The organism is Methylocystis sp. H4A, from assembly GCF_015709545.1.
GTDB lineage: Bacteria > Pseudomonadota > Alphaproteobacteria > Rhizobiales > Beijerinckiaceae > Methylocystis > Methylocystis silviterrae.
Map to the genome: position 1 here is coordinate 227,042 of NZ_JADNQY010000024.1, position 11,561 is coordinate 238,602.

An 11,561-nucleotide genomic window follows, 5' to 3' on the forward strand; every position below is an offset into this window, starting at 1 on the left:
CGAAGCGTCGTCCATGACGTCGAGGAAGGAAAGCCGCCGCCGCGCATCATTCCTCCGGAATGCTCTGCTTGCCGAGCTCCGCCTTCAGCAAAAAGACATTGGAGACGGCGATCTGCTCTCCCTGCTGCAATCCGGAGACGACTTCAATCGAGTTATCGTCTCCCCGTCCAAGTTCGACGTCGCGCTTGGTGAAGCCCTCTGGCGTGCGAACGAAGACGTTGGGCTTGCCGTCGATGACCATCACCGCCGAGCGTGGAATTTTGAGTTTCACCCGCGCCTCTTTGAGGGAGATTTCCGCCTCCACGAGGCTGCCCGGACGCAGCGAGAAATCCGGATTGGGAAAGCGCACAAGAATCTGGCCCGACCGCGTCTCCCGGGTGATCATTGCGTTGACGTAGGTGATCTTGCCCTCGAAGGCGCGTCCTTCGGCGTTCGAAATCCGGACCTCCTGGCCCTCGCGCAACAGGGCGAGATCGGCGGCGGGCACGGCGAGTTCGGCCTCTACGACAGAGAGATCGGAGATGACGTAGAGCTCCTTGGCCTGACCCTCGCCGCCGACCGGCTGTCCGACGCTGACCAGACGCTCGATGACGCGCCCGGAGATCGGCGCGCGGATCTCCTTGCGGCGAAGATCGGCGATCGGCTGAGAGGGCAGGGCGGCGATCTCCTGCTCGCTCATGTCCAGCGCGGCGAGTTTCTGGCGCGCAAGATCGAGCTTCACTTTCGCTTCCATGAAGACCGCTTTGGCCTTCAGAAACAGCTGCTCTGCGGTGATTTTCTTCTCGAAGAGTCCCTTTTCGCGCTGAAAGAGCACATTCTGCAGGTCGAAATTCGCCAGCGCCGCGAGGTATTCGCTCTTCGCCTCCGCCACTTCGCGGGAGTCGATAATCGCGATGGTTTCGCCGCGCGCGACCTGGTCTCCAAGGCGCTTGCGCATCTCTTCGACGACTCCTGCGACCTTGGCGGCGACGCGCGCGATTTTGTCCGGATCGGGCTTGATGGCCGCAGGCGCCGTGATTCGGCGCGTAACGACGCCAGGGCCGACCGTCGCCGTCGCGATCTTGGAGGCTTCGATCTGAGCGGCGGAAAGCCGGACTTCGCCGTCGGCGGGCCCGGGCTGGATCGCCTCGCTTTGGCGGTCAGGCGCGATGCGGCTGCGCAGGGCGCTAAAGAGCGACGGCAGCGCGGCGCCAAGCGCCAGGCTCGCGAGAACGGCAAGAACCAGAACGGACCTATAACGGGTCATGATCGCGCAGTCAGCTCCGTCACGAGCGGTCTGAAGGGAGTAGCATTGGCGCGCCGCTCGAGCCATTGGCGCCGCGGCGCAAGTGGGGGATATCGCGCGTCCGGCGTTGATTCATTTTCTTTAAAGGAGTTGGCTGACCCGGTCCATGCGGCGGTTCGCGGCCCTTTCGCACATGCCGCAGTTTTTAAAAAGAAAAGCCGGCCGCGACCAAACTATGAATCGCCGCGCTCTTTGCGCAGTCGATCCCAATAGTCGATGCGTTTGGCGATCTCGCGCTCGAATCCGCGCTCGACCGGTCTGTAGAACTTCTGCCGCGAGAGCGAATCAGGCCAGTAGTTCTGGCCCGAGAAAGCTTCGGGCGAATCATGATCATATTCGTAGTTCGCGCCATAGCCCTCTTCGCGCATCATTTTCGTCGGCGCGTTGAGGATGACCTTTGGCGGCATCAGCGAGCCCTTCTCCTCCGCGACGCGCTGCGCGCGCTTGAAGGCGACATAGGCGGCGTTGGATTTGGGCGCGGTCGCCACATAGATCACCGCCTGCGCCAGCGCGAGTTCGCCCTCGGGGCTGCCGAGGAAATCATAGGCGTCCTTGGCGGCGTTGGCGACGACGAGCGCTTGCGGATCGGCAAGACCGATGTCTTCAACCGCCATGCGCACGATGCGGCGCGCGAGAAACAGCGGATCTTCTCCGGCGGCGAGCATGCGCGCGAGGTAGTAGAGCGCGGCGTCGGGGTCCGAACCGCGGACGCATTTGTGCAATGCGCTGATGAGATTGTAGTGGCCTTCCTGCGCCTTGTCGTAGATCGGCGCGCGGCGCTGCACGATGTCGACGAGCCCCGTCCGATCGAAGATCTCGCCGGGCTTCGCGGCGCGCCAGATTTCCTCGGCGAGCGTCAACGCCGCGCGGCCGTCGCCGTCGGCCATGCCGATCAGCGCGGCGCGTGCGTCGCCTTCGAGCGGCAGCGGTTTGCCTTCGGCGTTTTCGGCGCGTTTGAGCAGCTGTTCGATCGCCGCTTCGTCGAGCGCCTTGAAGGTCATCACGCGCGCGCGTGAGAGCAGCGCGGCGTTAAGCTCAAAGGAGGGGTTCTCGGTCGTTGCGCCGATGAGCGTGATCGTGCCGTCCTCCATCACCGGCAGGAAGGAATCCTGCTGCGCGCGATTGAAGCGGTGAATCTCGTCGACGAAGAGCAGGGTCCCCTGGCCGGCGGCGCGTCTGGCGCGCGCCGCCTCGAACGTCTTCTTCAAATCGGCGACGCCGGAAAAGATCGCCGAAATCTGTACGAAGGCGAGCTTGGTTTCATGCGCGAGAAGCCGCGCGACCGTGGTTTTGCCGGTGCCGGGCGGACCCCAGAAGATGAGCGAGCCCAGCGCGCCGGCGCGGACGAGCCGCGTCAGCGCGCCCTCCGGTCCAAGCAGATGATCCTGTCCCGCCACCTCATCGAGGCGCGTCGGCCGCAGCCTGTCGGCGAGCGGACGCGGCGCGTCGTTTTCGAGCTTCGCGGCTTGGAACAGATCGGACATGGTTACTGATTAACATAGCGAGGCGGCTCGCTTGCGAGAATCTCTGGAGCCGAAGAAAAGGGGAGCGCGCCGCAAACGGGGCGGAACGTGCGCCGTGGATGGCTCGGACGCTCCCGGCCCCCGAGTTTGATGATCAGTCATCACAGCGTCGAGGACTGTCCTGATCGGATTCTCGACTACTGAAGCGGAGCCGTTAACCGCCGATTAACCTTGCCGCAAGTATTACGATTCCGTGAATGAATTCGGGGCGGGGATCTCATTCGTTAGGCTTCGCGTGCAAAGCGTCGATATCAACCAAAAACTGGACCGTCGCACATGCGCAAAATCGCTTTCGTCACCCAGAAGGGCGGCGCCGGCAAGAGCACGCTCGCCAGCAGCGTCGCCGTCGCCGCGCGCCAAGCTGGGGAACGCGTGTTCATCATCGATCTCGACCCGCTGCAAACCCTCGTCAATTGGTCGCGAGCGCGCGGCGCCGCGGACATCGCCGTCGAACACGTGCCGCCGGCGAAGCTGAGCAAGGCGCTTGCCGCGCTCGCCGCAAAGGGCGTGACGCTCGCCATTATTGATGCGCCGGGCCAGGAGGGCGACTATTTTTCGGCGGCCGTGCGCGCCGCCGATCTTTGCGTCATTCCGGCGCGTCCCAACGCCTTCGATCTCTGGGCGTCGGAAATCACGCGCATGCGCGTAAAGGAGAAAGGCAAGGATTACGCCTTTCTGCTCAACCAATGTCCGCCCGCGCAACAGAGCGCGCGCGTCGAACTCGGCGCCAAGGCGCTGCAGGCGATGGGCGGTCTTCTCGCGCCGCTCGTGTCGTCGCGCGTCGATTATCAGGAAGCGGCGCGGCTCGGGCGCGGGGTCGGCGAATATAACCCCGACGGCGTCGCGGCGGAGGAGATGCGGGAGCTTTGGGCCTCGATCAAGCGCCGATTGAAAAAACCGGCCAGCGCGGCCAAGATCGCGCCAGCGAAGACGCCGCCAGCGAAATCGACGAAGGCGGTCAGGAACGCCGCCTGATCGTCAGCTGAGAGAACCGCGCGAAAGAACCGCGCCGCGCAAGAGCAGGGCGCTAACCGATCTCCACGATTCGCGCGCTGTGGTGGATAACCTCCGCCTTGTCGCCGACGGACTTGCCCATCAGCGCCGTTGCGAGCGGAGCGACATAGGGTATGAGTCCCTTGGTCGGATCGGCTTCGTCTTCGCCGACGAGCCGGAAGCTGCGGCGTTCGCCGTCCTCGAGTTCGACGACGACGCGATGGCCGAATCGCACATGCGAATGATCGGCGATCGCCCGGATGACTTCGGCGCTGGCGCGACGCGCCGACCAATAGCGCAGATCGCGTTGCGCCAGCGCGAGCGCGTGATTGTCTTCGCTCGCCGTCGCGCGTTCGATCTCCTTCTGCAGGCGCGTAAGCTCGGCTTCAATCTGTTCGAGGCCCTCGGGCGTGACCAGATTGCGATGCGGACTGACCGGCCGGTCAGGCAGGTCCTCGCGCGGATTGTCGTCGTCCTGTTCTTTCGTAAAAGCCGAACTCATGCGCTTTTGACCTTTGGTTCGCCGCGCCGATGCGGCGAGCGTCCTTAACAAAAATAATCGGCCCAAGCGGGCCGTCGTCGTGGGCATTAGAGCCGAGACGGGCGCGCTTGTCGAGAAATTGACGCCGCAATGCGACGATTCGCGCGCGCTTACGAAGGCTTAGCTTGGCGGCTCAAAGGCCGAGGTTTCCGCGTCGCGGTTTCGAGCGTGAAGGGCGGCAGGGGAGGTCGCGACGCGGGCGGTCCTCGTCGTTCGAGCGACGATCCTACCAATCTGCATCTTAGAGCGGAAGATGCAGGCCCATGTCGATGACGACGCGTCCGCGAATCTTTCCTCCAACGATCGAGCGGGCGCGATCCAGCGCCGCGTCGAAGGAAATGATTTCGCTCATGGCGTCGATCGCGGAGGAATCGAGGTCCCGCGCAATTCGGGCCCATGCCGCCCGCCGCAGCCCGATGCGCGGGCGCACGCTTTCGACGCCGAGCAGCGAGACGCCGCGCAGAATGAAAGGCGCGACAGTCGCCGGAAGCTCCATGCCGGCGACATTACCGCAGGCGGCGACGGCGCCATCGAAGCGCGTCTGCGCAAGAAGATTGGCGAGAGTGACGCCGCCGACAGTGTCGACGCCGACGGCGAAGCGCTGCTTTTGCAGCGGCTTTCCTGGAGCGGACAATTCGTCGCGGCCGATGATTTCGGACGCGCCCAGGCGTTTGAGATAGGCGTCTTCGCTCGCATGTCCGGTGACGGCGGCCACGCGCCAGCCAGCCTTGGCGAGCAATGCGACGGCGAAAGAGCCGACGCCACCCGTCGCGCCCGTCACCACCGCGAGCCCGTCCTCGGGCCGGGCGCCATGGCGCTCCAGCGCAAGCACGCAGAACATGGCGGTCAGTCCCGCGGTGCCAACCGCCATGGCGCGCGCCGGCGTCAGCGCCGGCGGCAGTTTCGCGAGCCAATCGCCCGACAGCCGCGCCTTTTCCGCAAAGCCTCCATAATGCGCTTCGCCCAGGCCGCACGCCGTCGCAACCACAATGTCGCCCGCCGCAAATTCCGGATGCGCGGAGCGCGTGACGCGACCCGCGAGATCGACGCCGGGAATCATTGGGAAGCGACGCACCACCGGTCCCTTCCCGGTGACGGCGAGACCGTCCTTGTAGTTGATCGCCGAGAACGCGACGTCGACGTCGACATCGCCCTCCATCAGGTCGCGCTCACGCATGATGACGTAATCGGCGTGTTGGCCGTCATTGTCTTTGTCGATGCGAATGGCTCTGAAGTCAGTCATATGGCCGCGCCTCAGCCGTTGGCTGCGCCAAACCAGCGCTTTTTCGCGGAGAAAAAAAGACAAAAATAAGAAAACATGAGGCCGTCACGGCCGTAAAGCGCGAAATTCTGATTGATCAACTATGCAGAATTGGGCGGCGCCAATAGTGCATAATATTTCTTGATGCAGTCGCACTATTCTGTTAGTCAGTCAACAAGTAACGGCAGGGCGACGATTCTATGCATCAAAGCATTGATCAAGGGCGGCGGGGGCGGCGTCCGTCTCAACAGGAAGTGGTGAGCAATCCGATGAATCAAGCCAACAACATTGAACTCGCGGCTGACATCGTCTCCGCCTATGTGAGCAACAACTCCGTTCCCGCCGGAGAGTTGCCCGGGCTTATCAGCGAAGTCTACAGCGCCCTGTTGCGCGTTGGCGTGGGCTCCGCGGCGGCGCCCGCCGAGCCGCCGAAACCGGCGATTCCCGTCAAGCGTTCGGTGACCAATGATTACATCATCTGCCTTGAGGATGGGAAGAAGTTCAAGTCGCTGAAGCGTCATCTGCGCACGCAATATGGGCTGTCGCCCGAAGACTATCGCGAGAAGTGGGGCCTTCCGGCCGACTATCCCATGGTTGCGCCCAACTACGCCAAGGCGCGGTCTAATCTCGCCAAGCAGATGGGGCTCGGCCAGCAGCGCCGGCGTCGCGGCAAATAAAAGGCGGCCAAACGGCCGCCTTCTCCAATTGACCTGAAAGCCGCGGCGCGCGCTATCGCGCCAGGTCAGTGACGCCCCGACGGTTCAGGTCTCTTCGTCAGTTTCAATGTCGCCGTCGATCAATCCGGAGACATCGTCGTCAGACTCTTCCTCCTCGAGGAAAGTGTCGTCTTCGGCGTCGTCTCCCTCGATCTCCACATCATCTTCGACATCGATCGATTCCGCTACGGTCTCCGTCTCCTCGACTTCTTCGAGCGACACCGTTTCAGGGTTCTCCTTTTCGAGTTCGCTCTCTTCTTCCTGTTGCGCGCGCGCCGCCGCGCGCGTCAGCGCCACCACCTGATAAATCGCGCCGCATTTCGGACAGGCGATCGGATCTTTTTTAAAGTCGTAAAACTTCGTCCCGCAGGACTGACATTGGCGTTTGGCGCCGAGTTCGGGTTTTGCCACGGTCGATTGGTCCTCGAGAAGCAGCGTGGGAACGCCCCGCCTGTATTGAGAGACTGTTTGGGCGCTCCGGTTAGTGGCGTCCCGCCTCGCTGTCAAATGGGAAATGCATTGTCTGCGCGCCCATTGCCAAGCGCCGCGCAGATTGGCATAGAATCACCCTCATGCGGGTGTAGCTCAATGGTAGAGCAGCAGCCTTCCAAGCTGAATACGAGGGTTCGATTCCCTTCACCCGCTCCAGCCCTTCCGGTGAGCTTTCTTCAGCGCGAGCGATTGCGGCCCGCCTGTTCGTTTGCGTTCGGCCGCGCCGTGCCCGCCGCGGCAGCCTCCTCCGGCCCCGAATTCCCGTACGCGCATCGCCGGTTCTCTCCGTTTTCAGAGTCTCGCCAAAGACGCGAATCGACCTTGCCGTTTACCAATTACGCGTAGAGGCGCGCCGCGCAAAGCCGCCGCAACGTCGAGAGGCCACGCGCGCGAACGCCGCGCCGCCTCGTCCAAGCGTCCCAGAGAAGGACGCGGCGTTAACCGTTCTTGTTCTTTTGCGCCGCATTCCTCATGTCGACGCAGCGGATGAGGCGCTCGAGGGTCGCGCAAATTCGCCGGAACGCAATGCCAACTGAGATCGAACGCTGATTCGTGCCTGCTGCGTTCCCGGTTGATCCCAAAGCTTAACCGCAAGACGCCGAACCGCCTAATCTTGGCCGTTGACAGCAGCGCCGAAAGGAGTCCGCCGGCGGCTCTTTCGTCAAAGCCGCGCGCTACGCCATCGACGAGCCGTTCTCGCAACTTCTGGCGTTTCGATTTGGCCGCGCGTCCATATATTGTTGGAACAGAGCGTGACTCAGCGAGAGTCAGCGATTCGGGCGCGATTCGTTCCCAGGCTGTTCAGAAGGTAAAGTCGCGCCCTGCTCGAAGTTTCGATATGAAACGAAGGCGCGCCGCGGCGCGCGTCAGGCAGCAAAGAAGAACATGACAGTCGCGCCGTCTTACCCGGCGAGCCGCGCCGCCCCTCGCGCAAGGCCGTTCGACAGGGGCGTGGCGGCGGTGCTCGGCCCCACCAACACCGGCAAGACGCATCACGCCATCGAGCGTATGCTGTCCTTTCCCTCCGGCGTCATTGGGCTGCCTCTGCGCCTGCTCGCCCGTGAGGTCTACAATCGCGTCGCCGAGCGCGTCGGCGCGGACAATGTCGCGCTCATCACCGGCGAGGAAAAGATTAAGCCCCGCGCGCCGGCCTATTGGGTCGCGACGGTTGAAGCGATGCCGCGCGACGTCCAGGCGGATTTCGTCGCGATCGACGAGATCCAGCTCGCCGCCGATCTCGACCGCGGCCACATTTTCACCGACCGGCTACTCCACTGGCGCGGACGCCAGGAGACTCTCCTGATCGGCGCGGCGACGATGGCGACGCTCGTTACAGAACTTTTTCCAGGCGCGCCGATCTTTACCCGCCCGAGGCTTTCCAAACTTTCCTTCGCCGGCGACAAGAAGATCTCCAGGCTGCCGCCGCGCAGCGCCATCGTCGCCTTTTCCGCCGAAGAGGTTTACGCGATCGCGGAACTGATCAAGCGCCAGCGCGGCGGGGCGGCCGTCGTGCTCGGCGTGCTGTCGCCGCGCACGCGCAACGCACAGATCGAACTCTATCAGGGCGGCGACGTCGATTACATTGTCGCGACGGACGCCATCGGCATGGGGCTCAATCTCGACGTCGATCATGTCGCCTTCGCCTCCGATCGCAAATTCGACGGATTGCGCCATCGCGGACTGACGCCAGCGGAATTCGGGCAGATCGCCGGCAGAGCGGGGCGCCATATGAGCGACGGCTTTTTTGGCGCGACCGGCCGCTGCCCGCCCTTCGACGAGGAATTGATCGAGGCTTTAGAGGACCACCGCTTCGATCCGGTGAAGACGCTGCAATGGCGTAACAGCGCCCTCGATTTTTCTTCGATCGACGCGCTGATGCATTCTCTCGACCAGGTTCCGGCGCATCCGGATCTGGTGCGCGCCCGGGTCGCAGACGATCAAAGGGCGCTTGAAGCCGCGAGCCGTGACGAAATCGCGCGGCGCAACGCCAAGACGACAGCCGATGTCGCGCGGCTCTGGGAAGCCTGCCAAATCCCCGATTACCGCAAGACCTCGCCTGCCGCGCACGCCGAGCTCGCGCTGGCGATATTCGCGTTCATCGCCCGGCGCGGCAAGATCCCCGAGGACTGGATGGCGGGGCAGATCGAAGCGGTGGACCGCATCGACGGCGACATCGCGACGCTGTCGAATCGCCTCGCGCAAGTGCGTACCGCAAGTTTTATCGCCAACCGATCCGGCTGGCTCGACGACACTCAGCATTGGCAGAGCGTCGCGCGTCGGGTAGAGGACAGCATATCCGACGCGTTGCACGACCGACTGACGCAGCGTTTCGTCGACCGCCGCACCAGCGTGCTGGCGCGCCGCTTAAGAGAGAATGCGATGCTTGAAGCCGAAATCAACGCCGCCGGCGACGTTCTGGTCGAAGGCCAGCATGTCGGAAGCCTTCAGGGATTTCGCTTCACGCCGGACCCCGGCGCGGCAGGCGAAGCGGCCAAGACGTTGAACGCGGCGGCGCAGAAGGCGCTCGCTGGAGAATTCGAGGCGCGGGCGACCCGCGTCTTCGACGCGGTCGACGACGCCTTCGCGCTCGGCAATGACGGGCTGATTCGCTGGCTCGGCGAACCTGTGGGGAAAATCGCCTCCGGCGCCGGCGCGCTGGCGCCGACGACGCGCGTGCTTGCCGACGAGCAGCTGACAGGACCGGCTCTGGAGAAGGTCAAGCAACGCCTCGACCTCTGGCTCGCGCAACACGTCAAGAAGCTTCTTGGGCCGCTCGAGCAGCTGGAGAAGGGCGAAGGTTTGGAGGGGGTGACGCGCGGCGTCGCCTTCCAGCTCGCCGAAGAATTGGGCGTGCTGGACCGCGCGCGCGTCGCCAAGGACGTGAAGGCGTTCTCCCAGGAGGACCGCGCCGCGCTGCGCAAGCTCGGCGTGCGATTCGGGGCCTATCACATCTATGCGCCCGCGCTTCTCAAGCCGGCGCCGCGCGCGCTTTCGGCGCTGCTTTGGGCGCTGCATCACGGCGGTCTTGAGAACGTGAAGGGGCTTGAGGACGTGCCGCATCTGGCGGCCTCTGGACGCACCTCCTTCACCGCCGACGCATCGATCCCGAAAGGTTTTTATCGCGCAGCCGGCTTTCGAGTCTGCGGCGAGCGCGTCGTTCGCGTCGATATTCTTGAACGTCTCGCCGATCTCATTCGGCCGGCGATCGCCTACCGCCCGGGGCTCACCGCGGGCGAGCCGCCGCCTGGCGCGGCCGACGCCGACGGCTTCGTCGTCACCGTCGCGATGACCTCGCTCACGGGCTGTTCCGGCGAGGCTTTTTCCTCGATCCTGAAGTCGCTCGGCTATGCTTCGACGCAGCGTCCAGGACCGGCCATCACCGTTGCGATCGTGCCGGCGGCTGCAATGGAGCCCGTGACGCCAAAGACCGCGGCCAAGCTAGCGGAAGCCGCGAGCGAGGACATTCAGGCCGAAACCGCCGCCGAGGCGCCTGCCGCCGCGGAAGCGGAGCCGTCTGTCGAGCCGCAGCCCTCTGCCTCGGAGGAAGCGCCGGCAGAGGAGCTCGCCGCCGAAGGGCCGACGACAGAGGCGCCAGCGTCCGTCGCCGTGGAAGCGGGTGCAGAGGCGCGCGAAGAAGAGGCGACAGCGGCCCAAGCGCAGGAAGAGCCCGCCTCGGAGGCTGCGCCGGCCAAAGCCGCGCCGACCGAGCCGGACTCCATCGAGATCTGGCGTCCACAGCGCCACGTGCATTCCGGTCCGCGCCCCCGCGAGGCCGGCGCGCATCGGCAAGCGCACGGTCAGGGCGCTGAGGACAAGCAGCAGCAGCGGCCGCCGCGCCGCGACCAGCGGCCCGGCAACGCTCCGGGCAAGGAGGGGCGTCCTGCTGGAAAGCCGCGTTTCGAGGGCCGTCCGCCGCGCGATGACGCCCGCCCCCGTCGCCCGGGAGGATTCGCCGCGCCCGAACGGCGCGAGCGCCAGCCCGACCCGGATTCGCCTTTCGCCAAGCTTGCGGCGCTTAAGGCCGAACTTGAGAAGAAGGGCAAATAGCGGCGCTTGCGCTTCTGCCCTCAGCTTCGCCATCGTATTGCCAATAGTCGGGCGGACAATTATGGCTGCCCGGGGGCGGGCGCGGCCGAGTGCGAGAGGGGCTTATGAAGAAGATATTGCCCGTTATTATGTGCGGCGGATCGGGGACGCGGGTGTGGCCCGAGTCGCGCGAGACGCTTCCCAAGCAGTTTATTCCGCTCATTGGCGAGCGCTCCACCTTCCAGACGACGATGGCGATGCTGGCCGACCCGGCGTTCGAGCGGCCGATCGTCGTCTCTAATTTCGACTACCGCTTCCTCATCGCCGACCAGCTGCGCGAGATCGGCGCGCAAGCCGACGTCGTGCTGGAGCCGTCGCGCCGCGACTCGGGTCCGGCGGTCGCCGTCGCGGCGGGCCTCGCCGCGCGCCGCGCGCCCGACACAGTCGTCGTCGTGCTCGCCGCCGACCATGTCGTTCGCGACACGGCGGGCCTCGTCGATCTGTGCAAGCGCGCGAGCGCCGCGGCGGCGCAAGGCTATATCGTCACGCTCGGCGTCAAGCCCGACGGCCCCGCGACGGGATACGGCTATCTGCGCCCCGGCGCGCCGCTTGAGTCGTGTTGCGAGGTCTACAAGCTCGACGCTTTCGTCGAAAAGCCGGACCGCGCAACGGCGCAGGACTATGTCGACGCCGGCTATTTCTGGAACAGCGGCAACTTCATCTT

The 11,561-nt window shown here is 64.6% G+C and carries 9 protein-coding genes and 1 tRNA gene; 5 read left to right on the plus strand and 5 right to left on the minus strand.

What is annotated here, in order from left to right; genetic code table 11:
* Positions 1-46: 46 nt before the first annotated feature.
* The gene (locus IYW40_RS11460; RefSeq protein WP_196400161.1) at positions 47-1,246 is read right to left on the minus strand and encodes an efflux RND transporter periplasmic adaptor subunit; all 1,200 of its coding nucleotides are present in this window, start codon (positions 1,244-1,246) and stop codon (positions 47-49) included.
* A gap of 212 nt (positions 1,247-1,458) precedes the next feature.
* Entirely contained in the window at positions 1,459-2,769 is a 1,311-nt protein-coding gene (locus IYW40_RS11465; RefSeq protein ID WP_196400160.1) for a replication-associated recombination protein A, read from the minus strand.
* Between the two features lie 315 nt (positions 2,770-3,084).
* On the opposite strand from IYW40_RS11465, the gene IYW40_RS11470 reads away from it, so the two are divergent.
* Positions 3,085-3,783, plus strand: coding sequence for an AAA family ATPase (locus tag IYW40_RS11470; protein WP_196400159.1), 699 nt, complete (start codon positions 3,085-3,087; stop codon positions 3,781-3,783).
* Positions 3,784-3,835: 52 nt separating this feature from the next.
* Here IYW40_RS11470 and greA read toward each other — a convergent pair whose 3' ends face one another.
* Together greA and IYW40_RS11480 are read right to left on the minus strand one after the other, a co-directional pair.
* A complete protein-coding gene (greA, locus tag IYW40_RS11475) occupies positions 3,836-4,303 on the minus strand; it encodes a transcription elongation factor GreA (protein WP_196400158.1) in 468 nt (155 codons plus the stop codon).
* Between the two features lie 280 nt (positions 4,304-4,583).
* Positions 4,584-5,585, minus strand: a complete 1,002-nt coding sequence (locus IYW40_RS11480; RefSeq protein ID WP_196400157.1) for an MDR family oxidoreductase — start codon at positions 5,583-5,585, stop codon at positions 4,584-4,586.
* Between the two features lie 287 nt (positions 5,586-5,872).
* On the opposite strand from IYW40_RS11480, the gene IYW40_RS11485 reads away from it, so the two are divergent.
* Positions 5,873-6,280 carry a MucR family transcriptional regulator gene (locus IYW40_RS11485; protein WP_196400156.1) on the plus strand — a complete coding sequence of 136 codons (408 nt, stop codon included), beginning with the start codon at positions 5,873-5,875 and terminating at the stop codon, positions 6,278-6,280.
* Positions 6,281-6,364: 84 nt separating this feature from the next.
* On the opposite strand, the gene IYW40_RS11490 is transcribed toward IYW40_RS11485, so the two are convergent.
* Positions 6,365-6,730, minus strand: a complete 366-nt coding sequence (locus IYW40_RS11490) for a TIGR02300 family protein (RefSeq protein ID WP_175093847.1) — start codon at positions 6,728-6,730, stop codon at positions 6,365-6,367.
* Between the two features lie 163 nt (positions 6,731-6,893).
* On the opposite strand from IYW40_RS11490, the gene IYW40_RS11495 reads away from it, so the two are divergent.
* The 3 genes from IYW40_RS11495 to IYW40_RS11505 form a co-directional block, all read left to right on the plus strand.
* Positions 6,894-6,967 (plus strand) — tRNA-Gly (locus tag IYW40_RS11495).
* A 729-nt stretch (positions 6,968-7,696) separates the two neighbouring features.
* Positions 7,697-10,858, plus strand: a complete 3,162-nt coding sequence (locus IYW40_RS11500) for a helicase-related protein (protein WP_196400155.1) — start codon at positions 7,697-7,699, stop codon at positions 10,856-10,858.
* A gap of 104 nt (positions 10,859-10,962) precedes the next feature.
* Positions 10,963-11,561 (plus strand): sugar phosphate nucleotidyltransferase (locus tag IYW40_RS11505; RefSeq protein WP_196400548.1); only part of this gene is annotated, 599 nt, incomplete at its 3' end.

Bases quoted from the DNA above. Each gene is read 5' to 3' on its own strand.
- IYW40_RS11460 (WP_196400161.1), bottom strand. From the start codon at position 1,246: ATGACCCGTTATAGGTCCGTTCTGGTTCTTGCCGTTCTCGCGAGCCTG.
- IYW40_RS11465 (WP_196400160.1), bottom strand. From the start codon at position 2,769: ATGTCCGATCTGTTCCAAGCCGCGAAGCTCGAAAACGACGCGCCGCGT.
- IYW40_RS11470 (WP_196400159.1), top strand. From the start codon at position 3,085: ATGCGCAAAATCGCTTTCGTCACCCAGAAGGGCGGCGCCGGCAAGAGC.
- greA (WP_196400158.1), bottom strand. From the start codon at position 4,303: ATGAGTTCGGCTTTTACGAAAGAACAGGACGACGACAATCCGCGCGAG.
- IYW40_RS11480 (WP_196400157.1), bottom strand. From the start codon at position 5,585: ATGACTGACTTCAGAGCCATTCGCATCGACAAAGACAATGACGGCCAA.
- IYW40_RS11485 (WP_196400156.1), top strand. From the start codon at position 5,873: ATGAATCAAGCCAACAACATTGAACTCGCGGCTGACATCGTCTCCGCC.
- IYW40_RS11500 (WP_196400155.1), top strand. From the start codon at position 7,697: ATGACAGTCGCGCCGTCTTACCCGGCGAGCCGCGCCGCCCCTCGCGCA.